The sequence below is a fragment of the Bacillus sp. AR4-2 genome (assembly GCF_008274865.1).
In the GTDB taxonomy this organism is placed as follows: Bacteria; Bacillota; Bacilli; order Bacillales; family Bacillaceae_G; genus Bacillus_A; species Bacillus_A cereus.
The window spans coordinates 2189029-2213739 of sequence record NZ_CP031062.1 but is presented as its reverse complement, the minus strand read 5'-3'; the positions used below and the strand labels follow the sequence as shown (position 1 = coordinate 2213739).

Below are 24711 nucleotides of genomic sequence, written 5' to 3'. Positions count from 1 at the left end.
CATTTTACCGTTGCTTTAACTACTACTATTAATATAATAAAATGATAGTTCCATTCCAAAAACACGAAACTTATTGCATTCTAATTTAAAAATGAGGTGATTTAAATTCAAGATAAAAATGAAAAAAGAATAGAAGAACTAGTATCAATAGCTCTTGAAATTATTCTTCCATACAGACTTACTGGAAGTACTGGACCTACCGGAAGTACTGGGTCAATAGTTACAACAAACTCTATGTTCGCTAATAATACATTAGGTATTAGGTGGAACTAATATTCCTCTTTCTAATAACCAAAGCCTCGGTAATTTTACAGTTAACGCCTCAAACGATATATTTACAATTCCTGTAGCCAGAAGATATCATTTAACCTATCAAGTTAATACGACAACTGCTCTACTCACTGGAACAAAACTACTATTAAACGCTTCTACTCCACTTCCTGGTTCTATTTTTTCTCCCGCTATATCAACTTCAAATTATAACAATAATTTAATTGCCGATAATACAATTTCCCTTCAATTATTCGGCGTATTATACATCGTTAATTTGGTTGGAGGTGGTTCAACAGGTGCCTCTCTAACAATTATACGAATCGATTAAAAAATGATTCATTCTTTTTCTAATAAACATTATTAAATACTAAGTCTATCATGATAAAAACCTCCCAATTATTTCATAAAAGTGATGGCGCATTAAAGAACAAATTGCACTATATTCATAGTAGAAACTATCTATACTAAATTTTCCGTATATATATTATCAATTTACACTGACTTCCACCGATGTTACATTAAATATGAAGACAGTTTCTCTTTTACGAACCATCTCAATACGTATTTGAGAAACGTACTCCAATCCTATACGCGAGAGCAATACTATGTTGACACTCAGATGAGTGTCTTTTTTTGTGAATGATAAAAAATAAAAACCATCTCTTATAGATGGTTTTATCTTTTGTTACTATAAATGTAAACTTATGCAGTTGGATAATAAATTGTCATGCTTAATCGAGTCAAAGATTTCCCTAAATTATAATAAGAGTGTGATCTATCGGCCTTAAAACGAATTGAATCTCCACTATTTAATTTATATTGACAGTTATTCACTTTTACTGTCAATTCACCTTCAAATACCGTTATAAATTCTTCTGCGCCTTCTTTATGCCCTTCTGAACTTAATTTCCCTTCTGTTTCTATTTCCACTGTATACATTTCAAAATGTCTACCATCTTGAAAAGGGAAAGAAGGATACACTTTATATTTTCCATTGTCTTCAGACAATACTTGAATATCCTTTCTTAAAATCACTTTCGTATCAGGCTGAGGAGTGTTGATTAAAGAAGTAAAAGAAACTTTCAAGCCATTTGCAATTTTCCATATTGTTGTTAGTGTCGGGCTTGATTCCCCTCTTTCAATTTGTCCAATCATCGTTTTACTCACACCCGTTAATTGGGAAACTTTTTCTAAACTTAATTTTTCTTTTTCTCGTATTGTTTTTAAATTTTTAGCCAGTATAAGTTGAATTTCTTCCATAAAACACACCCCTACACTCTATACAATATAACGACCGTTATGTATAATAAAAAGCGCACGTTATATTGTTCTTTTCGGTCATTATAACACACACAAATAATTAGGGGGTCCAAATGCCTATATTTTCTTTTTTGTTATTTGTATTTATAAGTAGCTTCACACCTGGTCCTAACAATTTTTTAGCGATGACATACGCAAATCAACACGGATTAAAAAGAAGCATGAAGTTTTGCTTCGGAGTAGCTTTTGGTTTTTTCATCCTCACTTCTTTATGTAGTTTCTTTAATATTGTATTAATTAATATTATCCCTATAATTGAATTTCCTTTAAAAATTTTAGGTGTCGCGTATATGCTATATTTAGCCTTTAAAATAATTACTAGTAAAGGCGGTGCCGGTCACAATGAAAAAAATAATAAAAACTTATTTACAGTGGGTATTTTCCTTCAATTTATTAACCCTAAAGGAATATTATTCGGACTCACAGTAGTCTCTACTTTTATACTCCCTTACTACAATTCATATTCAAGTTTTCTACTTTTCTCATTATTTCTAGGTATAGTCGGTTTACTGAGTACATTTAGTTGGAGCCTTTTTGGTTCCATGTTCCAAAAATTTTTATTAAAACATAATCAATTATTTAACATCATTATGGCTGTTTTATTAGTTTTCAGTGCCGTTTCAATCGTTATACACTAATTCGATGCTCATTTTAGATTTTGTACTTTTTAATACCACTCTTTATCATTCAGACTACTTTACATACTAATCCATCCACATACCCTATGTGGTTTAAAACTTTTAAGAGGAGACCTTCTAACAATAGGTTTCCTTCCATATCATATTAAATAAGAAGCAGGTTAAATACGGAGGTGATTTTGATTAAGACTACTTTAATTTCTCATTTTTACAATGAAGAATATTTACTTCCGTGGTGGTTAATGCACCATACAAAGCTATTTGATCATGGCATTCTTATTAACCGTGGATCCACTGATCGTTCAGTTGAAATCTGTAAAACATTCGCTCCTAATTGGGAAATACGAAACTCAAAATCATTCGAATTTGATGCTTATTTAGTTGATCAAGAAGTTATGGAAATTGAAAGAGAACTTACAGGATGGAAAATGGTATTAAATACGACAGAATTCCTGTGCTGTTATAATAAAGAACAATTTTTCAAATCACTTAACACTATGGGCGGCAATATGTTTTCAATAAGAATGATTATGATGATTGATGATCCGACTTATGGCTACACTAATCCAAGATATAGTTCTCCGCTTGTTAAACAACGTTACCATGGCATAATAATTCAACCTAATCCAAATCAACTATATCTTAACGGTAGATTAATTCACAATAATTCGCACGGGAACTATAGAGTCGGGAGACATGGTTCGCATTATCCTTATAACATTTACATAGAACCTGCTTTTATTTTTAAATTTTTTTATAGTCCATGGAACGATGCAATGAAAAAACGAAAATTACAAATTGGGCCGACTCTTTCTCAACATAGTGTACAGCGTGGACTAGGTTCTCATCACTTAACAACAATTGAAAAATTAGAAACAAAATACAAATTCTATGCAACTTTAACTACGGACCTCCGGTTATTCCCAGAATACCAAATTATATTTCCTGACCTTTATCCTTAATGTCTTGAATATTTAGTTTCCACATCCATCCTTTTTTTATTAACATACCAACTCCAACTAAATACTTTTCTCTAGTAGAAATCTGAGCTAGGACTCTTGCTGCACGCAGATTCCTCTTATTCAATCTCGTATCACTAGCCTATAATCTTTCATACCATTTCATTGAGCACCTGATGTTGGATCAGAAATAAAAAATGGTAATTCATTTGGAAAATTTTAAATTTCAAATTATATACCTTCTAAAACAAAGAATTCAAACAATAGAACCTAAACTAATGTTTTAAGTTATGGCTTTATTTTTTTCTTATTATTCACTTTAAAATCTTTTTATAATAATATTGAAAAATACGGTATAATATAAGTCACTGTTCTTTGGGAGGGTTATAATGTCTGATAAGTATAAAATTTTCATTCTTATTGTTACCGCATCTTTTTCTTTCTTTTCCTTAATAAAAGATTTCCGCAACACTTCAAAAAGTTTCTTTTGGGGTAGTTTTGTAATTCTTACAAGCTTCATAATACTTTTAACACTCGCTTTAGATTTAACTCCAATACTCCTATATTCAACGCAAATTGCGCTTGAGATTATTACAATACCACGTAAACTCTTTCTACCATCTGTCACTGAAGCCGCTAGTATTTGCTAACAAAGTATTTTATTTTTCTTATGCATGCCAAAATATATTTTGGTAAATTTGACACACATTTATATCAAACAAGCATATTTTATTGTATGGTGACTATCTAATAATACAAATTTTAAATTTTTATAAGATCTTTTTATTTTTAATTAAAAATTTACAACATTCTAAAACAGCATGCACATAATATCCTCAATTCCCTTTTTCAACATGAAACTTGTCTCAGAGCGCCTTTAAAAGCGCTCTTTATCTTTAATAAAGGTTTTATTAAAATTTAGGTTAAAAATTAATACCCTATAGTCATGATAGCTATTTACTGTTTCCAAAATAAGTTGCATTAATAATATAGAAATGAAATACCTATAAAAATTATTACTTTACTATTTCTTTAAACATGCTAGTGAGGTGATTTCGATAGATTATCAAAACAAAGATATGTTCATTAACTTTTCACTTTTAGATATTAACCGTATTATTCTCCCACATTCTCCTACTGGACCAACTGGCTCTACCGGTTCCACTGGACCTACTGGGCCTACCGGGCCTACTGGGGCTACTGGCTCCATTGGTTTCACTGGTTTCACTGGTTCCACTGGACCTACTGGGCCTACCGGTTCTACTGGTTCCACCGGGCCTACTGGGCCTACCGGTTCTACTGGACTTACTGGCTCCACTGGACCTACCGGTTCTACTGGCTCCACTGGTTCCACCGGGCCTACTGGCTTCACTGGTTCCACCGGGCCTACTGGCTTCACTGGTTCCACCGGGCCTACTGGCTTCACTGGTTCCACCGGGCCTACTGGCTTCACTGGTTCCACCGGGCCTACTGGCTTCACCGGTTCTACTGGGGCTACTGGACATACTGGCTCTACCGGTTCCACCGGGCCTACTGGGGCGGCTAGTGTAGGATTAACAAACTATCTATATGTTTTTGATACTACTAACCAATCAATTGCAGTAGGAAGTAGTGTTACTTTTAACACAAATGGACCTATAACAGGAACTGCCCTTAGCCACATCACAGGTACTGGAAATATTATAATTAATACACTAGGAACATATGTAGCAGAGTTTCAATTACAAGCTTCTCGCGAAAACCAATTCTCCCTCGAACTAAATGGTACACCAATTTCAGGTGGACGTTTTGGTACGGGGTCACCACATACAATAAATCAAGGTACTGCTGCTTTTACCGTAACAGTTGTTCCTTCAACATTGACTTTAATAAATAACACCTCTTCAGCAGGTACTATCACTCTCTCAAATAGTGATGGTGGCTCTTTAACAAATGTATCTGCAAGTATAAGTATTTTTCAGGTCGGATAATTAATTTGGTTAGAAAAGTGATTCATAAAATTTACAAATATAAAAAATGAGGCTTCTCTTTTCTAGAGAAACCTCATTTTTTATATTAAATTTTAAATTGGCTCGTATACAAATCAAAATAAAACCCTTTATCTTCCATGAGAGATTCATGATCCCCTCTTTCTAAAATTCCCCCATCCTTTATAACAAGGATTTGATCTGCTTTTTCAATTGTTTTAAGTCGGTGAGCGATCACAAAACTTGTGCGACCTCTCATTAAATTATTTAGTCCTGCTTGTATTTGTAATTCTGTTCTTGTGTCAATATTAGATGTCGCTTCATCGAGAATTAATATATCTGCATCTGCTAAAATTGCTCGTGCAATCGCAAGAAGTTGTTTTTGTCCTTGACTTAAATTCGATCCTTCTGAAGCAATTTCTGTTTCATATTGATTTGGCAAATGCTTAATAAAAGAATGTGCAGATGCTGCCTTAGCTGCAGTGATAACTTCTTCATCAGTAGCATCTAAGCGTCCATAACGGATATTATCCATAATTGAACCAGCAAATAAATACGTATCCTGTAAAACTACTCCAATTTTACTTCGTAAAGAATTAATATCATAATCTTTTATATCTTTTCCATCAATATGAATTTGTCCTTGCTGTATATCGTAAAAGCGAGTTAACAAATTAATGATTGTTGTTTTCCCTGATCCAGTCGGACCAACTAAAGCAATTGTCTCTCCTGGCTGCGCTTTAAGACTCACTTCTTTTAAAATTGTTTTATTTTCTGCGTAGCCAAATGAAACATTCTCAAGTGTAACATGCCCTTGTAAATTTTGTACAACAAATGCGTCTTTTTTATTTTGAATTTCTGGTACCTCATCCATAATCTCAAAAACACGTTCTCCACCAGCAACTGCCGCTTGAATTGTATTCATTAAAGTCGCAAATTGACTTAGCGGTCTTGAGAATTGACGAGAATAATTAATAAAAGCCGCAATAACTCCTACTGTTGTCATTCCGTTTAAGACCATAACTGATCCAGCCCCAATGACAAGCCCCATACCTAAGTTATTAATAAAGTTCATACTTGGAAAAATAAAAGCTGAAAATGTATCAGCCTTCGTAGCTGAAACTCTTAGCTGTTCATTAATTTTATTGAAATTTTGTACAGTTTCTTTTTCTTTTCCATACAACGTTGTAACATCCGCACCTGTAATTGCTTCCTCAATAAATCCATTTAATTCACCTAAATCTTTTTGACGCTTCGCAAAGTTTTTACCACTATATGCAACTAGTTTTTTTGTAACGTAAAACATAATAGGTACTGTAATTAAAGTTACAATTGCTAAAATCCAATTTAAAGCGAACATCGCAATCGTTACACCTATAAAAGTTAACGCTGATGAAATAATTTGTACAACACTTTGTGTCAAAGCTTGATTCAAATTATCTATATCATTTGTCACACGGCTCATTAAATCACCTTGGGAACGCACATCAAAGAACCGTAAAGAAAGCGTTTGGATTTTCTCAAAAATATCTTGTCGTATTTTTTGAATTGTTTTTAATGCAACGTTAATCATGACAAATGTTTGTAACCATGTTAAAAGTACAGTTACACCGTAAATCGCGATAAGTAACATACACATTCTTGCTGTACCACTTAAATCTTTCGGTACAATATATTGATCTATAATGACCCCCATAAAATAGGGACCTAATAATCCAAGTAAAGTAGTAACAACGACTAGAAATATAACAAACATAAGAGCAGCTTTTTGGTAGCCCATATAGTTCCATATCCGCATTACAGTTCCTTGAGCATTTTTAGCTTTCCCCATCTTTGGCGTGTTTCGTCCACCTTTATTAGCAAATTGCCCTTGAAAATTACGCATGTTCTTCCCCACCTTCTTTATGCAAATTACCACCTTGGGAAAGATAAATTTCCTGATAAACCTCACTTTGTTCTAACAATTGTTCATGTGTACCATTGCCAACTAATTCACCATTATCTAATACAAGTATTTTATCCGCATCCATTATGGAAGAAATTTTGGACGCAATTAATAAAGTCGTTGTGCCTTTATATTTTGTTTTTAAAGCTGTTTGAATAGTAGCCTCTGATTTCGCATCAACTGCTGATGTAGAATCATCTAATATGAGAATCGGCGGTTTTCTCACAAGTGCCCTTGCAATTGATACACGTTGTTTTTGTCCACCTGATAGATTTGTCGCACCTTGTGTTAAATTATATTGATAAGATTCTTCCAGCTTATTGATAAACTCAGTCGCACAAGCTGATGCAGCTGCTACTTCCAGCTCATCATGTGTTGCATCTTCTTTACCATAACGTAAATTCTCTTCTATACTACCTGAGAACAACAATGCCTTCTGAGGTACAAACCCTATTGAAGCACGGAGTTTTTGCAAATCATATGTTTTAACATTTATTCCATCTATACATATTTCACCTTGATCCACATCATATAGACGTGGTAACAGTTTCGCTAAGGTAGATTTACCACTTCCAGTTGATCCAATAATCCCTACTTTTTCACCTTTTTGTATGCTAAACGAAATATCTTTTAAAACGTATTCATTATTTTTCGTATAGCTATAACTAACATTTTTAAATTCGATATTCCCCTCGATTTTCTCAGCTTCGATCGCATTCGCTTCGCTTATAATATCAACCTCGGTATTTAACACTTGCTGTACACGATCCGCAGATGGAAAAGCTCGCGCAATTTGAATAAATACCATGCTAATCGACATAAGTGACATTAAAATGATATTCAAGTAATTAATAAATGCCAAAATCGCTCCTACTTGAAGCGTTCCATTGAATACTTTTTCTCCACCAATCCATAATGTTGCGACAATCCCGCCACTTACAACTAGCATAATGATTGGCATCATTAAAGAAATAAGTTGCACAGCTCGAATATTTATCTTCGTTAAATTTGTATTTACATTTCCAAATTGAGCGATTTCGTATTTTTGTCTTACATACGCTTTTATAACACGCACACCAGATAAATTTTCTTGTAGCTTTGTATTCACTTTGTCCAATGCCTCTTGCACCTTTTTAAATGTACCACTTGCTTTACTTGCAATTAAAATAATCGCAAGTAATAAAATCGGAACAACTACAAGTAATATTGGAAATAACTCTCGCGCTGTTACAAAAACAATAATTATACTTCCGATAAATAACAGTGGACCACGAACCAGAACACGTAATGTCATCGTCATTGCCGATTGAATAGAAGTGATATCATTTGTTACGATCGTTAATAATTTACCTGTTCCAAATGAGTCCCGATTATTACTAGAAAATGTTTCTATTTTCGCAAACACATCTTTTCGTATGTCTGTAGCGAAATTAACAGCTGCTTTTGTAGAATACATCATACACCCAAGCCCTCCAACTAAACCGAGTGCTGCTGCTCCTATCATAAGAAGCCCCATTTTTATTACATAATTTAAATCCCGATTTGCAATCCCAACATCAATGATATGTTGCATAATAGTCGGTTGAATTAAGTCCATCGCAACCTCAAGTACCATAAATAGCGGCCCAATAATAGCGAAGAACATGTATGGTTTTAAATACTGTAATAACTTACGAAATGATTTCATACATAATCTCCTTTTCCCATGAAATTACCACTGAATAATTCATATCCCTCCTTATTTAAGCGATATATTTTGTAATTTCTTCATTACTTCTATTATATTATGTAAATTAATATTTAACATTATTAAATGATAAGTATTAATGACTTTCTGGTCAATAAATGTGCTTTATATTATGTAAATACAAAAACCGCATTCTTAATGAAAAGAATACGGTTTTTCATCTATATTTCTTCAATTGTAAAATTTAAAAACTCAGTCTCAAATCCCTTATTTTTAGAAGGACTACACGTGTAAAAACCTATTTTAATAGGCTCATTCCCTATATCCTCCATTAAATGAGCGATTCTTATTTGTTCCCATTGATGGCTCTTTTTCACATATATTGTATAATCACCGCGTTTTCGAATAATTCGAAAACAAAGTTGTTGCTTAGCTGCTTCAGTTGGATAATCTTGCGTTGACCAGTCAGAATATCCATTATTCGTTACGACAGCACCTAAGTGAGATGGCCCTTCAGGGATATATTCTAAAGATGTTTTTAGCCAACAGTTCTCCGAAATCATAACAAAAAGACCTGCTTGATCGAATTTTGAATTTGGATTCATACGTAACTGAACTTCAGCTTGAAAGTCTGTCATCATCTCATTATAAAATACATGACCATTCATTACTTCAAAACCATAATGTGTTTTAAGCCAAAAATCGGTTTCTGCTTTCGAACGGACAATAAACGCATGATTATCATTAATCTTATAGTACTCAGGTACATTCATTATAGTGAGTTGCTCAATACGTTCTGGTATATACGATATATTCATAGCTCCTCCATAATAAAGCATTTATATAGTCATTTAAAACTCCGCTAATACTGGGAATTTATAACCTTTAAAATCTAACTCTTTATCACCTCGAACCATTAAATACTTGCTAGACTGTAATTCTGTAAACTGTACATCCTCAACCCCTAATTGATCCGGAGAAAAATAAAATTCGATTTCCGTAAACCTTTCATTGATTTCTCCACATAATTCATCTAAAACCGGAAGTACTGGCGCAAATACTCCAAATAATTTCAACTTTTCATTGTCTACTTCATAAACGATTAGAGCATCTAGTTTCTCTGAATAATACAATTTCTCATTCCATTCCGAATCATACATATTCAAATAAAATGAAGGATGGAAGTTTAAAGTTGAAAAACTATTTGAAAGTCTTTGGCTACTATCAATAGTTTCATGTATTAACTGTCTATTCTCTATATTATAGAAATCTAACTTTTTAAGTAGTGAATCGTTATTATTAATATTTTTATCATATGGTATAGTCATCAAATATTCCTGCACAACTTTAAACCCAAATGCTGTATATAGTTCAGGTTTTTCCGTAAACAATAATGCACATTCACATTTCTTATCGATTTCTTCTATCATTTTACCCATTAATTGTGTCATTAGCCCTTGTCTACGGAAATTAGGGTGTGTCATTACTGATTGAATACCCGCTGCATTTATTTTTTCACCATTAATTAATAATGGGAGTGAAAATGCCGCAACATTTGCAATCACTTTATCTTCTTGTAAAAACGATAAAGCTTTATATGTATCATCCCAATATCCTTTATCCGAAAAATCATTCAATGTTTGAGTTTTAATTCCAAACACTTCTTCAAATAAAGGAAATAACTGCTCTCTTTTCGGTTCTTCTATTAGAAGACTTGCCAATTTTTCAACATTCCCCATGTTGTACCTCCAAATATTAAATTCCATTAAATTAGATATACTTATATGACCTACTCTTAAAAATAGAGGTCTTACCAATCAATATACTATCATAAAACATAAAAAAAAAGTCTAATTAATTTTATGTTTTGACTATTTGAAAATAAGTCGAATAAAACAATATTAAGATTTCTGGATATTAATTAGTTTATTATATAAAAATAGCGCTTTCTAATTAGCTTTTACTAATAGAAATACACTATTTATAATAAAATATTTTTATTCTTTTATCCCTTCAAGTCTTTCCTTCGTATTAATTTCTTCTCCACTTATACGCTTTTCAAAAGACTTTCTCCAACTATTTGAAAGTGCATTTACTTCTAATATCCTTTTTACCCCTTCAATATTTTGTTTTTCCTTATGCATGATACGATTAGCAAACGCTACTGAAACACCTTTTGGATCAGACTGTAGTTTTTTTAAGGTATCGACTGATGATACCCATCCTTCTTTTAATACACGAAAATAAAATCCTGTATATCCTGTTTCTTGAAAATATAGTGGTAACTTTGGAATATTATATTTTTTTGCTAATTTAAAACAAGGTTGCCTTGGCTGTGTTACCTGTACGATTGCCTGTCCTAGCTCAAACGTATCACCAATACAAACATCCTCTTCGTGCATACCACTAACTGTTATATTTTCTCCGAAAGCCCCATATACAAGATCTTGATTCAATTCTTTTTCCCAGTATGGATAGTGATCACCAGTATAAACACAAACTGCTTTATCTACTCCTCCATGATGAACTAAGTCAGCTTGTCCATCCCCATTAAATTTTACAAAGGATAAATATACTGGTTCCTTTACTTGTTTCTTATTTATGCCTGTATGAATTACTTTTCCGCCGTATGTAACCTCTTTTGGTAATCCTATATTTAAAGATAATAATCGATATTCATTAGCCATTCTATTTCCTCCTTTACAGGTGTTACATGTATTTTCTCTCGATTAATTTTTACAACCCTCTCTGCTATATAAAGATGATTATAAAACCTCTAAAATCATTGTTCAATTCAATTATTTATATAATAATGATAGGTATAACCTATTATTATACTTGAGGTGATTCCAATCGAATTACGACAACTTGAATACTTTTTAGCTGTTTCAAAAGAATTACATTTCACAAAAGCAGCTGAGAAATTAAATATTTCACAGCCTTCACTAAGTCAACAAATACGTGCATTAGAGCATGAAGTAGGAATGCCACTTTTCGATCGAATTGGTAAAAAAATATCTTTAACTGAAGCAGGGAAGGTTTTATTATCACATAGTAAAATCATTTTTCATGAAGTCGAACAAGCTCGTTCAGCTATTCAGGACCTAAACGGATTACAGCAAGGTTCCTTAACAATAGGGGCTTTGTTAACCGTCGTAAATTATTTACTACCACCAGCTATTTTAAATTTTAATAATTTATATCCCAATATAGAGCTTTCTGTATTAGGGCTTCGTACAGGAGATATTCGTGAAAAATTATTACAAAACGAACTAGATATTGGAATTACATTTCTCCCGGTGCAAGATAAAGAGATTATCTCCATCCCTCTATACAAAAGCGATCTTACATTAGTCGTGCCCACTGGTCATCGATTAGCTGAACGTAACCATGTATCTATTGCTGAATTACAGAACTACCCTTTAATTCTTTTGCCTAAAAATTTCTTTTTAACCGAACTAATTACATCTCATTGTCAAAAGTTAAACTTTAAACCAAGGCCAATTTTAGAAATTAGTACGATGGAATCTTTAATCCAAATGGTTTCCAAAGGAATGGGAATTACAGTGTTACCCAAACCATATATAGACTTTTTACAAAATAAAAACATTCAAGCTATTAAAATAGAAAACCCTACTCCAATAATTGAAATAGGGCTAATTTATAGAAAAGATAAATATATGTGTGCTGCAACTCGAGAATTTATTGAGCAACTAAAAATCACAGTACGTTCTTTCCAAAACTAAACAAAAGAGATTATCCTATGAAACCGTTTCACAACGATCTAGTAGAATAATCTCTTTTCAAAATAAAGTAAACATTATATTTAACTCTTATAAACTTTAATGTACCTTTTTAGATATTGGAATATATTTAGTAAAATATGCACCAACTAGCCATAATACAATTGAAAATAACCAAGTAAAAGCACCGCCAAAATGAAACCAATATGCAAACATATTTAAGATTGCGAGTGAAAAAAAGCAAATAGAAGTTAACGCACTTTGCAATCCTTTTATCCCGGATTTTTTTCTCTTTTGATAAGCAATATACATCGTAAGGACAAGAAAAAAGATAAGAACAAATGGTAACATAACTTTTAGCATTGATAATCCCTCCAGTATAAATGCACTCTTCATATTACCATCTTATCCCATTTATTTTTTAGGCATTAATTCATTCTTAACTTCCTTCCAAAAGTCAGTATAAGTTTTATTTTTAAAGTTCACGTTCACCTCAGAAAACGGCATACTTCCTCCAACTTTCAATGAATACCAGTCATTTAAAAGTGGTGATCCGAAACAAATCTTCATTGTACGATCATGTAAATCGAATAATACAGAATGTAAAGTTCCAAACCATTCTTCATAGTTATGTACAGTAAGTCCATCAGGATATTCTTCTTCTACTAACTTTTTTAAAGACTCTATGCTCACTTGTTCATATCTATTTAAATGCTCATGTAAAACATGATATCTCTTTGTAGATTGTTCTAATTTCCTATTATTTAATTTCTGAATTGATGAACTAACTGCATGGTTTGTTGATACAATAAAAGCTTGGTTGTCACCATCAATCGTTGTTGTGGATTTATGACCGTCAAATATTTCAATATGTACTGCGTTTAAAGGATCAGCTACTATTAAATTAATATTACTAGCAATTGGTATTTCTTCTATTAGTAACTTAGCTTTCTGCACATTTTTACATTTCTCCAACAACAGTCGAATTACTGCAAAACACTGTAAACCATTTACCATTGGCTTTCTTAAACCTGCAATGTTTCCTACTGGTTGACCACATGCTGAAAATGTAACAGATAATCCATGTTCGTTAACCCCTTCTGTTCGACCAAAATATTGAGTAGAAAAACCACTATGTGCATACGCACCTTCAACATGCGTCGAGCAAAAACGCATATCATCTATTACTGGTGACAAATCATAATTCCTTAATACATATGTGTGCTCTAAATCGGTCTTTTTAGGTAATACTGCACAATGACTACAACCTGCTTTCAATAGTGTTTGATAGTAATACATCATATTTTTTGAAGGAATTTTTAACACTTCACAAAACCCTTCAATTTCTTCATTTATGCCTGGACAATGTTTGTTTAGTATATTTCTCGATTCTGTCCAATGGTTATTAGATATTACATTTTCTTCGTGTATAAATTGCGGGATGAGATATGGATTTTGTTTCACGAATTCCCCTTGTTGCTTTCCAATCTCATAATAACTTCCTTTTAATGATGAAAAATACCCCTTTACTTGATACATCAAATCCCCCTCACATTGGATATATCCATATCATACCAAATGGATTTCATTCATCCTTGATGTTTTTTACTATCTTTCTTTAACACCATCCCATATTAATATCTCCACTAATAATTATTTACTAGACAATTAAAGTTTTGTTAATATTGCTGTAATAGCTTTATTTCAAAATAAAGTAGTTTGGATATCAAATGAGCAAAATACTTTGTTAAACCCACTTATAAGCAATCATCTAATTCATGAAATCAAAAAACTTATTTATCAAAATAAAAGGAGAATTTATGTATGAGTAGTTGCAAACCAATTGATAAATTAACTATTGAGGACCTAAAACAAAACCCCATTTGGGAATGGGCAATAGATGAAGAGGAAAACGAAGAACATGACGAAACATGGGTAAAACCAGCGGCAACTACTAATTTTACAGAAGAATTAAACGGTTCAATCGTACTAGGCGAATTATTCTTACATAATGGTGAAAAATTCCCTATGATGTGTGAAATTGATATTGAAGGTGACGAGGCCGTAATTCGTTCTGTTGTTTATTATAAGGAAGCAAAAAATAAGTATATTGCTATAGAAGATATTGTGAAAACGGTCGAAATGCCGTTATCGATTATTATTAATCTTACAATTCATGCAGAATCCAAAACCTTACGCTTCACTGTACATAAAGTAGATATTTATAAAAATTCAATAACGACTAATTTTAATTAAAGTTGGCCGAAATAAAGAAAACAATTATGAAATACAAACTGGGGAATCATTAACGATTCCCCAGTTTTTTAAACTATATTAAAGTACCCCCTTTTCCACTAAAGTCTCTGCGATTTGAACTGAATTCCAAGCCGCACCTTTTAATAAATTATCGGAAACAATCCAGAGGTGGAATCCGTTTGGCGTATCAGGATCTTTACGTATTCTTCCGACAAATGTATCTATTTTCCCTTCTGCATATAATGGCATTGGATACAGCTGTTCACTAGGGTTATCCTGCAAAATAACACCTGGTGCACCCATTAATACTTCCTTGATTTCCGCAACGGTTGCTTCTTTTTCCAGTTCTATATAAACCGATTCTGAATGCCCTGATACAACTGGAACACGTACACAAGTAGCTGCCATTTTCAGGTTTTCATCTTCTAATATTTTTTTCGTTTCTTGAATCATTTTGACTTCTTCAAAAGTAAAATCATTGTCTGTAAATATATCTACTTGAGGCAGTACATTAAACGCTATTGGGTAATGTTTTTTATCTTTTTTCGCCGGTAATATATTACTTTTCACTTCTTCACCAGCAAGCATAGACTTAGCCTGCTCTTGTAATTCATGAATCGCATGAATGCCAGAACCCGATACAGCTTGATATGTTGAAACTATAATTCTTTCTAAACCGAATGATTTTCGAATCGGCTGAAGTGCTGTTACCATCTGTAATGCTGAACAATTTGGAACTGCAATGATACCTTTATGCTGTTTTAAAGTGTGCGCATTCACTTCCGGAACAACGAGCGGTACATCTTGCGCCATTCGGTACTCACTTGTGTTATCAATTACAATCGCACCACTAGAAACTGCATGAGTTACAAATTGTCTAGATACTTCTCCCCCAGCGCTAAAAAAGGCAATATCTACACCTTCAAAGCTAGTTGTTTTTGCCTCTTGTATAATTATCTCTCGTCCTTTGAATCTTACTTTCTTACCAGCGGATCGTTTTGACGAAAGCAATGTAACTTCAACTATATTAAACTTCATTTCATTCTCTAACAGTTCAATAATTTTTTGCCCTACCGCACCTGTAGCCCCAACAACAGCTACATGATAGCCCTTTTTGATCATCTTTTCTCCTCCAATATCACTTGAATGAATATTTCTACAATTTCATTTTATACAGAATTTAATCATTTGGAAAATTAAAATACATGATATAATCATTCACAAATCATGATAATAAAAGAGGGATCGCTTATGGAAATGAGACATGTTAAAACATTTTGCGCCATTGTGAAGTATGGTAATTTTTCTAAAGCTGCGCATGCGCTAGGTTATGCGCAATCTACTGTTACAGCACATATGAAAGCTTTAGAGAACGATTTACATATTCCTCTTTTCGATCGGTTAGGGAAAAAAGTGCTACTCACAAAAGCAGGTCATCAATTTCATCCTTATGCATTAGAATTACTTTCAATATATGAAAAAGCGCAAGAAATCCCCCAAAATACAGATTATTTAGAAGGTACATTAAGTATTACATCTAATGAATCATTAGCGGTATACCGATTACCAAAGTTATTACGTACTTACAAACAGAAAAATCCGAAAGTAAATATCGTACTTGAAACAAACACAAATGAACAAGCATTGCAAAAATTACGTGAAGGAGAAACAGACGTTGTCTTCATAATTGGAGAAAGTATAGAACATAATGATTTTATTACGCGAACTTTTAGTAATGAAACATTTGGATGGATTTTACCAGCTTATTCCGCTGCACATACAAATCCATTCCAGTTATTACAGGACACCCAGTTCATTTTTACAGAACAAAGCTGCGGCTATAGGCCAATGGTAGATCGTTTTTTACGTCAAAGCAGGAATATTCCAGATAAAACATTTGAAACTTCCAATATTGAAGTCATTAAACAATCCGTCATGTGTGAGTTAGGCATTTCAATTCTTCCTTATATCGTTGTACAAGAAAGTTGCCAAAAAGAACAACTATGTTTTCAGCCTATCGAAACTCCATCCGTTATTCAAAGTCATGTAATCTATCATAAATCTAGATGGATTTCCCCGGTATTACAGTCGTTTCTTTCCTTACTTGAACGAGATTAAGAGATTAAGAAATTAAGAAATACATATAAAAAGAGTAATTGCCTAATAAGCAATTACTCTCTTTCATTAATTAGTATATTATTTATTAGTCTGTCCCCCACCTGCAATTAATTTACTACCTGAATATGTACCTTTGTTCATAAACACTTGATTAATTAATTCTTTTTGCTCAGCTTCCGACATTACTCCTTTTCCTTCTCCTAAATTCCCACTTTGTAATTTCCAAATCTTATTATGATCCCCATCAACCTTTTCATATTTTCCTTGTTTCCATCGTTCTAAAATTTCTACATATGTACTTCCCTGCACAAGATCATTACTCTTTACAATATCAATTAAGCTTTCAATCCGCTCTTGTGTAATAAAAATATAACCCCACTTTTGATCAGCTTTCGCTTTTTGATGTGCCATTTCATGTAATGCTGTCTGTATGTTCTCATCTGTCCACTTAAAATTTTTATTAAAACCACTATTTGGCAATGAATAATTGCCATTTTCTAAAATCTTTGCATCTTCTGCTTTTACGTTACTATCAGCTAATACTTCTACTGCTGGAGCAGCTGGTGATGCCTTTTTCGCAGCTGGTTTACTATTATTTAAATAATGCAGCATACCATATGTTAAACCTACTCCGATTACCGCCATACCAGCTATAACACCTATTATTTTCAAAAATATTTTCATCTCACTTGTTTCCTCCCCAATAACCCTTTTCATAATTTTTATCTATCAAAAGCAGATATAGCATAGTTTTTTCATTCTAATTAATATAAACGTAACTATTACTTTCCAAAAATGTAGCAACACCGTCCTCATCGTTACTTTTCGCAATAAATTTAGCAACTGATTTTAATTCCTCAACAGCATTACTCATTGCTACACCCACCCCACACTTCTCTATCATTTCCATATCATTATAGTCATCTCCAAATGCAATCACTTCGGATGCGTCTCGTTTTAGATGCTGTAGAACATGTTGAATACTATTCCATTTCGAAACTTCTGCATGCATGATTTGACACAATGTCCCGTTATCTGTAATGACTGCACTACACTCAATAGGCAATTCTTTAGTAAACCTCTTATTTATTGGGCCCTTAGTACAAACTATTACCTTCGAAGCTTTTTCAAAGTCCAACTCTCTTACATCCATAACTTTACACGGTACATTACCAAAATAATCAGTAACATCAAAATTTGAATACAACTTATCATTTATTTCAAGACAAATCTGATGGAGATTATACTTTTTTCCTATTTCTATAATTTCTAAAATGATATTTTTAGGAATCATCATCTCATATAAAATATCATTACCTTTAAGAACAAGCGCTCCATTATAACAAATGATAATTTCATTTGTTAATACGTCGGGAATATATTGATTTATTGCTCTGGGAGGCCTTGCTGTAGCAAAAATTAGTTCGTCTCCATTATTCTTGCATTCCCTCAAAATATTAATAGATTTCTGCGAAATTGTTTTATCACTTCTTAATAAAGTCCCATCAAGATCTGAAATTATAATCTTTTTCATTTTTGCATTAATTCCCCTTTCAAAATTTACACTCGATACACTACATACTAGTTAAAATAGCCTAACTTTTACATGCAATTAATCTCCCAACTTAATTTTGAAGCTTACTGCCAGTATCGTTAATACGAGATAAATCTATTATATGATTTCTATTTCCCAAGCCATATGTATATTTCCTTATATTGTATTTCTTTTTAGGGTTAATTGAAAGATTATTCTGTCAAAAATAGATATCTTTTTTCAAATACTAATCACAATCTAAATATTTCATTTTAAATTTATAAAATATATGCTAGCCTAATATTTAAAGAAGATGCATAAATATGAGTTTATTTCATAATAATATAATCTTTCTCAATTCTTCTTACCTACATATACAAAAGCTATTAAGAAACATGAAAAGGAAAACTTACAAATTTTAAGAACAATATATAATTCGAGTTCAAATTTTACATATGTATAAAAAAACAACGAGTACCTTTTAAGGCACTCGTTGTTTTTTTATGCACGATTTTCTTTTAACCACTTCGTAATAGCATCTAACCTCGAAACATCAAAACGTCTTTCTTCACACACGTTCAAATTTTTTGAGTTTCTCACTATTTCTAATTCATTATTTCTTACACTTTTCGCCTCAATTAATTTACAATACCCATCTGTAACAGTATTTAAATTTTCATAATAACGCTGAAACGATTTTGATATATGTAAATGTTTTTCAAAGTTTCTTCTTCTTTTCGTCTCATCAGATACTTTCCGCTTTCTAAGTTCTTCATCGTTCGTATATAAATAAAAATATTGATCCGGAAAACCAATTTCCCTATTTATCATCTTTTCTTTATAAAAATTTTCTATTAAAGATAATGGCTGATTAAATATATCAAAATGAAAGCACCAATTATAACTAAGTGGTTGATATATATCCCCATCGAGTATTACTAATTCATATTGCTCTGACTTCTGAACAGCTATATTCCAGCGCTCAACTTGTTTTTCAAAATACCATGTTCTATGTTCATTTTTTGGCCTTTCAAATAAAGAATTCACTTCAGGTATTATATAAGCACCATAATTCTTTTCTAATTCACGGCACGTGGTACTTTTACCAACAGCGCTTGCTCCCTCAAATGCTATTATCCCCATAGTTTCCCCCTCTTTCATTAACTAAAATTTCGTTGTTTCGCTTTTCTTCCCCATAACTTTCTCCATAAAACAATTGAAGCGATAGTGAGCATGATTGTTGTAATGATACTACCTTCAATTCCGAACGTGCCTCCATGAAGGAATACGGGGCCATTTGTTGCAGGTTTAAATAACGGCGTTGAATATATGGTCATCCCGCTAACTGCAAAACCGTAGACGTTATATTGTGCCCAATTCCAAATGGAATGCCATGCGCAAATCCCCCACAGACTACTGTCTTTTAAAACGTAAAAAGCTGCAAATACACCAACTAATATTATATTCGATATTGAAAGAATTGTAATACCTGGATTAAGTAAATGAAGAAAACCAAATAAGAAAGACGTCACAACAATCCCAACCCATATACGACTTCTAACAGAAAGAACCGGGAATAACCAACCTCGTACAATAATTTCTTCTGTTGCCCCTTGTATTAAAAATGCGACTAAAGAACCTACAATACCCAATATAGCGGTTACTGTAATTTTTTGTATTTGTAATGTTACAACTCCTGCTAATAGGAGTAAAATTACTGGTATTGAAATGAAAACAAATCCTATTAATGCACCTCTCAAATATTTTCTTATCCATTGATTCCCCCAAAAACCAACGGATGAAAATGATCTTTTCTCTACAAATCTAATCCATAAAAACACAAAAAATATTGCGCCGCCAAACGTTAATATCATCTCAATGTCGCTATAAATCGCCTTCATAAAAGTTGTTTCTGCTTTCGGTAAAATCAGCATAAACAACATAAATAATTCACCTAAAGTTAAAAATATAATCGCGAGTATGACAGCAAAAACAGGATGAACTTTTCTTCTACCTTCTTTTGCTGCTTCAATTATTTTAAATTGTTTATTTTGCAATATTCTATCCTCCTAATTATGGTACTCATCAGCAATATTAAAATAATATTTAGCCTTTTATTTAAACTTATTTTTTCATATAAATGATTTTTGTTTGGAATAAATCCAAATTAGGAATAATATATAAATAAAAAAGGTGCCTTTGTGCCTTTACTATTATCACCCAGATTACTCAGTGGTATTACCAGCACTTGCTATTTCCCACCATTTGTTGTAAGATAGTAATTAAGGTCAATTTAACACTATATTTTCTTTGCATATTATCAAGTATCAATCAGGGACATTTTGTACTCCTTATGGGTTTTTGATAATATGTGAACTTTTATTTTCATTCAAATAAGGCCGATCATATTGTAATTTTTCTACTTTTAGGAGGCATTACCATGACATTAACAGGTAAAGTAAAATGGTTTAACAGCGAAAAAGGTTTCGGTTTCATCGAAGTTGCAGACGGTAACGACGTATTCGTTCACTTCTCAGCTATCACTGGCGACGGCTTCAAGTCTCTTGACGAAGGTCAAGAAGTTAGCTTCGAAGTTGAAGAAGGTAACCGCGGACCTCAAGCTAAAAACGTTGTAAAGCTATAATTCAAACAATAAAAAGGTTGTTACCAGCAAGGTTAACAACCTTTTTAATATATAACTAAAATTTTTTACATAAAAGGAGTGGTTACATGTATCGCAATCGAAAGAACGATGTAGCAGAAGTACCACCAGAACAAACCCCTGTTTGGGAATGTGAATCAGAGGATTGTTTAGGATGGATGAGAAAGAACTTTTCATTTGAAGAAGAGCCTAAATGCCCTTTATGTAAAAGTAGCATGAAAAGCGGAGAACGTTTATTGCCTAAATTAGGTTAATTTATAATAAAAAAAACCTCTTTTAATTAAGAGGTTTTTTTTTATTATAAATTTATGTCTTCAATATCAGTTCGCACTATAGAATACAATAATGCATCGTGTTGCTTATTTCCTTGATGAATATATCCGCGCAATAGACCTTCCTTTTGAAAGCCGATTTTAGATAACATTCTACAAGAAGTAACATTTTCAGGATATGTAATAGCTCCAATTCTAAACAAACCCAAATCTTTAAACCCATAATCAATAATTTCTCGAGCCGCTTCTGACGCATAACCATTTCCCCAATAACGAGGATGCAGGTCATATCCAATCTCAGATCGTTTACTCCATAATTGTAAATTGTTTAGTCCAATTGTTCCTATTAAAACGTTCGTTTCTTTTAACACAATTCCCCATCGTATTGCCTTTTTCTCAAAGTAATTTTTCGAAAAAGATTCGATCATACGTGAAGCTTGTCCAAACTCCGTAAAAGAATTCATACCGTAATAACACGTTACTTCATCCAATGAAAAGATTTCATATATTTTTTGACAATAAGATTGTTCTATTTCAACTAAACGTAAGCGTTCTGTTTCTAATATAGGAAATGCCATAGGATCACTCCTTTCTCTCTACTCATTCATTATATCAGAAAAAATATTTATAATTACTAAAGTCCTTATTGTTCCATAAATCAAACATTTCTAATGACGCATTCCCTCTTTATTCTATATACACGAATTGGATACCTTCTGATTACTACTCAAACATGACGCTATAATTTCCATAAATCGAATTTCAAATTATCAAGAACTGTAAAAAAATTGTTTCTTCATTTTCTCCTTCCAAACAACCACCCTACCCCATACATTTATGGTAAAATATAGTTAATATATTATTTTATTGTGGAGGTGTAAATTTCCTATGTATATATTCATCGGCTTATCCCTCTTACTCATATTACTTATTTTTTTATTCGCAAAAAAATTCACACCAAACTCTTTCATGATGACTAACTTTAAAGGCAATAGCTTTAAGACATTTTCAATCGGTATTTTAATCGCTGCCATACTCTCACTTTCATATGGAACTTATCATGCAGTAACATATCAACCTAGTTATTTAGATATTAAATTAAAAAATCAAAACTACACTGTTTTCGGTAATGTAGGCGAATTCGGTTATTTCTCCGAAGAATTATTAAAAAAAGATACTGAAGTTCAACTATATTTCGTCTCTTGGAAAAAAATGCAGTTAAAAAATCCGGTAATACTTATAGAATATCCTTCAGGAAAACAAGAAACATGGAAGCCAAATATCGTATTAATACCGATAAGTAAATTACAAGAAAAACATGATATAAAAGATATTTATCAACTATCACCGTATTCATTTAAAGAATCTGGAGAAATAACATTAACAATAAAAGAAAACAATGTAAAAAACAATAAAATTTCCATTCAAATAAAATAAATAAAAACTGTTCCTTCATTTTGCTGAAGGAACAGTTTTTATTTATTCTACAGTATTATTTATTTAATGTAGCCATTATTTCATTGGCAATATTCTTTCCATTTCCAATACACGCACCAATTCCAACACCGTAATATGAGGCACCAGCTAAATATACATTTGGATAAAGATTTGTCATTTTTTCTTGCAATGCTTGAACCGCTTGATTATGTTCTAAATGATATTTCGGCATTAAATCTTTCCAATTTGTAACTTCAACTACTTCTGGTTCACCTTTAATTCCGAGACTCTTTTCAATATCATATAAAGCTACTCGTACTAATTCTTCTTCATTGTAATCCTTGATTGTTTCATATACCGGATTGGTACTCTTATAAAACATTCTAACTAATAATTTTTGTTTACCCGATGTATGTTTCCACTTTCGACTTGTCCATGTACAAGCATCACAATGTAAATCACTGTTTTCCGTTACAATAAACCCCGTACCGTCAGCTGGTAGTTGTTCATCTAGTATGTCAAATCCTAAATAAATACTAATAAGAGATGAGTTTTTAAATGTATTAAACTGCTCATTTAACTCATTAGACTGTAATAAAGTTTGCGCTATATCATGTGGAGCTGCTAAAACAACATAATCTGCTTGTATTGTTTCATGATTTGCAAAAGAAATCTCATATCGATCTTCTTGTTTACTTACAGCCGTCGTTATAGCACCTTTTTTTACGACAGTTTCAGTCAGCACTTCTTCTAAGCGATTAATTATCGTAGATAGTCCACCCTTAAATGATACGAATTTTTTATTTCCTGCTGATTGAAATTGTTTTTTATTCTCTTCAAAACCTTTAATAATACTTCCATACTTATTTTTATAATCCAGTAAATACGGTAATGTAGATGCCATTGTAAGCTCATTCAATTTACCAGAATATACGCCTGAAAGCACAGGAGCAATTTGTCTTTCCACTAACTCTTTCCCTAAGAAACTTTCTAAAAATAGAGCAAGTGATGTATCTTTCGTAAACTCCTTATTTTTCGTTATAAAATCTTTTAAAGCTACGATTTTCCCTTTCGTTGAGACTAGCGTACTGCTAAACAACGAACGGGCGCTCATCGGTATCCCAAATATAGTATCAGAAGGAATCGGATGTAACATGTTTTCAGAATATATGTAAGAAATACCCGTTTCATTATATACCATTTCATCTTCTAAATTTAAATCTTTTACAAGTGGCATAACATGTTCATTGCGAGCAACGATTGAATCCGCCCCTGACTCCATAATGAAATCCTTTTCTTCCACACTATGGATTTTACCACCTAAATACTCTTCTTTCTCAATAAGAATTAAATTTAAATCGATATTATAATCCTTTTTTAATTTTTCTAAATAAAACATAGTAGAAAGTCCCGTTATACCTCCACCGATAACAACAACTGTTTTCATATGTGCTGCGCTCCTAACCGATACAATTAATAATTCCTTTTTATTATAACCAAAAGTCCTTATATTCGACTAGCAAGTTGCGCATTCTGTAAGAAATTAGACAATATATTTTAATATATTTTCAAATTACCCAATAAAAAAGAACTATAACATTTACAACCCCCGTCATAGTTCTCTTTATTTTAAAAACATAAAGTAATTGATTAATTTGTCTAGTTCTTGACTCAATGCCAATACTTTTTCATGTTGAATTCCATAATCCGATACTAAATATAAAAGTTCTTCTTTTTTTATTTCAATTACTTTTTCCAATTTCGCTAGTTCCATGTCGTTTTACATCTCTCCAAAAATAAAATGTATGTATTTCAGTATAGCCTACTTACATAATTAGTAAAAGTAAAATACGCATGTAAAATCTTACATATTTGAAAAAATAATATACTACTAACAAAA

General features: G+C 32.2%; 26 protein-coding genes and 1 pseudogene. 11 read left to right on the top strand and 16 right to left on the bottom strand.

Going from position 1 to position 24711, the window contains the following annotated elements:
• Positions 1-105 precede the first annotated feature (105 nt).
• Positions 106-601: pseudogene (locus DN399_RS11490) on the top strand (BclA C-terminal domain-containing protein).
• Positions 602-975: 374 nt separating this feature from the next.
• Here DN399_RS11490 and DN399_RS11485 read toward each other — a convergent pair.
• The gene (locus DN399_RS11485) at positions 976-1533 is read right to left on the bottom strand and encodes a helix-turn-helix domain-containing protein (RefSeq protein ID WP_006924162.1); all 558 of its coding nucleotides are present in this window, start codon (positions 1531-1533) and stop codon (positions 976-978) included.
• A 113-nt stretch (positions 1534-1646) separates the two neighbouring features.
• Here DN399_RS11485 and DN399_RS11480 point away from each other — a divergent pair, with 113 nt between their 5' ends.
• From DN399_RS11480 to DN399_RS28730, 4 genes are all read left to right on the top strand, one after another.
• The gene (locus DN399_RS11480) at positions 1647-2231 is read left to right on the top strand and encodes a LysE family transporter (protein WP_149149567.1); all 585 of its coding nucleotides are present in this window, start codon (positions 1647-1649) and stop codon (positions 2229-2231) included.
• Positions 2232-2410: 179 nt separating this feature from the next.
• Positions 2411-3193, top strand: coding sequence for a glycosyltransferase family 2 protein (locus DN399_RS11475; protein ID WP_149149566.1), 783 nt, complete (start codon positions 2411-2413; stop codon positions 3191-3193).
• Positions 3194-3579: 386 nt separating this feature from the next.
• Positions 3580-3840 (top strand): hypothetical protein, encoded by a 261-nt coding sequence (locus DN399_RS11470; RefSeq protein ID WP_078993328.1) that lies wholly within the window; start codon positions 3580-3582, stop codon positions 3838-3840.
• 429 nt (positions 3841-4269) lie between these two features.
• The gene (locus DN399_RS28730) at positions 4270-5160 is read left to right on the top strand and encodes a collagen-like triple helix repeat-containing protein (RefSeq protein WP_149150114.1); all 891 of its coding nucleotides are present in this window, start codon (positions 4270-4272) and stop codon (positions 5158-5160) included.
• Between the two features lie 85 nt (positions 5161-5245).
• Here the strand turns inward: DN399_RS28730 and DN399_RS11460 are convergent, their stop codons facing one another.
• The 5 genes from DN399_RS11460 to DN399_RS11440 all read right to left on the bottom strand — a co-directional run bounded on the left by DN399_RS11460 (position 5246) and on the right by DN399_RS11440 (position 11476).
• Entirely contained in the window at positions 5246-7042 is a 1797-nt protein-coding gene (locus DN399_RS11460; RefSeq protein ID WP_149149565.1) for an ABC transporter ATP-binding protein, read from the bottom strand.
• On the bottom strand, positions 7035-8789 hold the full coding sequence (locus tag DN399_RS11455) for an ABC transporter ATP-binding protein (protein WP_006924152.1): 1755 nt from the start codon (positions 8787-8789) through the stop codon (positions 7035-7037). Before DN399_RS11455 ends, DN399_RS11460 begins: the two co-directional genes overlap by 8 nt.
• Positions 8790-9010: 221 nt before the next feature.
• Positions 9011-9607 (bottom strand): DUF1349 domain-containing protein, encoded by a 597-nt coding sequence (locus DN399_RS11450; protein WP_001027679.1) that lies wholly within the window; start codon positions 9605-9607, stop codon positions 9011-9013.
• Between the two features lie 33 nt (positions 9608-9640).
• Positions 9641-10528 (bottom strand): GNAT family N-acetyltransferase, encoded by an 888-nt coding sequence (locus DN399_RS11445; protein ID WP_006924139.1) that lies wholly within the window; start codon positions 10526-10528, stop codon positions 9641-9643.
• Between the two features lie 258 nt (positions 10529-10786).
• Positions 10787-11476 (bottom strand): MOSC domain-containing protein, encoded by a 690-nt coding sequence (locus tag DN399_RS11440; RefSeq protein ID WP_006924137.1) that lies wholly within the window; start codon positions 11474-11476, stop codon positions 10787-10789.
• Positions 11477-11632: 156 nt separating this feature from the next.
• Here DN399_RS11440 and DN399_RS11435 point away from each other — a divergent pair, with 156 nt between their 5' ends.
• On the top strand, positions 11633-12535 hold the full coding sequence (locus tag DN399_RS11435) for a LysR family transcriptional regulator (RefSeq protein WP_006924135.1): 903 nt from the start codon (positions 11633-11635) through the stop codon (positions 12533-12535).
• Positions 12536-12631: 96 nt separating this feature from the next.
• Here DN399_RS11435 and DN399_RS11430 read toward each other — a convergent pair whose 3' ends face one another.
• Both DN399_RS11430 and DN399_RS11425 read right to left on the bottom strand, forming a co-directional pair.
• Positions 12632-12895: a hypothetical protein gene (locus DN399_RS11430; RefSeq protein ID WP_006924133.1), complete on the bottom strand. Its 264-nt coding sequence runs from the start codon at positions 12893-12895 to the stop codon at positions 12632-12634.
• A gap of 51 nt (positions 12896-12946) precedes the next feature.
• The gene (locus DN399_RS11425; protein WP_086389119.1) at positions 12947-14071 is read right to left on the bottom strand and encodes a C45 family autoproteolytic acyltransferase/hydrolase; all 1125 of its coding nucleotides are present in this window, start codon (positions 14069-14071) and stop codon (positions 12947-12949) included.
• A 285-nt stretch (positions 14072-14356) separates the two neighbouring features.
• Here DN399_RS11425 and DN399_RS11420 point away from each other — a divergent pair, with 285 nt between their 5' ends.
• Positions 14357-14788: a hypothetical protein gene (locus tag DN399_RS11420; RefSeq protein ID WP_149149564.1), complete on the top strand. Its 432-nt coding sequence runs from the start codon at positions 14357-14359 to the stop codon at positions 14786-14788.
• Positions 14789-14866: 78 nt separating this feature from the next.
• On the opposite strand, the gene DN399_RS11415 is transcribed toward DN399_RS11420, so the two are convergent.
• Positions 14867-15910, bottom strand: coding sequence for an aspartate-semialdehyde dehydrogenase (locus tag DN399_RS11415; RefSeq protein WP_006918642.1), 1044 nt, complete (start codon positions 15908-15910; stop codon positions 14867-14869).
• A gap of 129 nt (positions 15911-16039) precedes the next feature.
• Between DN399_RS11415 and DN399_RS11410 the strand changes: the two genes are divergently transcribed.
• Positions 16040-16906 carry a LysR family transcriptional regulator gene (locus DN399_RS11410; RefSeq protein WP_149149563.1) on the top strand — a complete coding sequence of 289 codons (867 nt, stop codon included), beginning with the start codon at positions 16040-16042 and terminating at the stop codon, positions 16904-16906.
• A 78-nt stretch (positions 16907-16984) separates the two neighbouring features.
• Here the strand turns inward: DN399_RS11410 and DN399_RS11405 are convergent, their stop codons facing one another.
• The 4 genes from DN399_RS11405 to DN399_RS11390 all read right to left on the bottom strand — a co-directional run bounded on the left by DN399_RS11405 (position 16985) and on the right by DN399_RS11390 (position 20497).
• Positions 16985-17590: a PRK06770 family protein gene (locus tag DN399_RS11405; protein ID WP_149149562.1), complete on the bottom strand. Its 606-nt coding sequence runs from the start codon at positions 17588-17590 to the stop codon at positions 16985-16987.
• A 76-nt stretch (positions 17591-17666) separates the two neighbouring features.
• A complete protein-coding gene (locus DN399_RS11400; protein ID WP_016122481.1) occupies positions 17667-18440 on the bottom strand; it encodes a Cof-type HAD-IIB family hydrolase in 774 nt (257 codons plus the stop codon).
• A gap of 501 nt (positions 18441-18941) precedes the next feature.
• Positions 18942-19601: an AAA family ATPase gene (locus tag DN399_RS11395; RefSeq protein WP_119683340.1), complete on the bottom strand. Its 660-nt coding sequence runs from the start codon at positions 19599-19601 to the stop codon at positions 18942-18944.
• A complete protein-coding gene (locus DN399_RS11390; RefSeq protein WP_149149561.1) occupies positions 19601-20497 on the bottom strand; it encodes a CPBP family intramembrane glutamic endopeptidase in 897 nt (298 codons plus the stop codon). Before DN399_RS11390 ends, DN399_RS11395 begins: the two co-directional genes overlap by 1 nt.
• 383 nt (positions 20498-20880) lie before the next feature.
• Between DN399_RS11390 and cspD the strand changes: the two genes are divergently transcribed.
• Both cspD and DN399_RS11380 read left to right on the top strand, forming a co-directional pair.
• Positions 20881-21084: a cold-shock protein CspD gene (gene cspD / locus DN399_RS11385; RefSeq protein ID WP_000176366.1), complete on the top strand. Its 204-nt coding sequence runs from the start codon at positions 20881-20883 to the stop codon at positions 21082-21084.
• Positions 21085-21170: 86 nt separating this feature from the next.
• A complete protein-coding gene (locus DN399_RS11380) occupies positions 21171-21356 on the top strand; it encodes a cold-shock protein (protein ID WP_000286203.1) in 186 nt (61 codons plus the stop codon).
• Between the two features lie 44 nt (positions 21357-21400).
• Here DN399_RS11380 and DN399_RS11375 read toward each other — a convergent pair whose 3' ends face one another.
• Positions 21401-21952 (bottom strand): GNAT family N-acetyltransferase, encoded by a 552-nt coding sequence (locus DN399_RS11375; protein WP_000885398.1) that lies wholly within the window; start codon positions 21950-21952, stop codon positions 21401-21403.
• 310 nt (positions 21953-22262) lie between these two features.
• Between DN399_RS11375 and DN399_RS11370 the strand changes: the two genes are divergently transcribed.
• Complete coding sequence (locus DN399_RS11370; RefSeq protein ID WP_000275232.1) at positions 22263-22811, top strand: hypothetical protein; 549 nt, start codon at positions 22263-22265, stop codon at positions 22809-22811.
• A gap of 55 nt (positions 22812-22866) precedes the next feature.
• Here DN399_RS11370 and DN399_RS11365 read toward each other — a convergent pair whose 3' ends face one another.
• Positions 22867-24258 carry a protoporphyrinogen oxidase gene (locus DN399_RS11365; protein ID WP_149149560.1) on the bottom strand — a complete coding sequence of 464 codons (1392 nt, stop codon included), beginning with the start codon at positions 24256-24258 and terminating at the stop codon, positions 22867-22869.
• 177 nt (positions 24259-24435) lie between these two features.
• Positions 24436-24585: an aspartyl-phosphate phosphatase Spo0E family protein gene (locus DN399_RS11360; protein ID WP_000417698.1), complete on the bottom strand. Its 150-nt coding sequence runs from the start codon at positions 24583-24585 to the stop codon at positions 24436-24438.
• Positions 24586-24711: the final 126 nt, after the last annotated feature.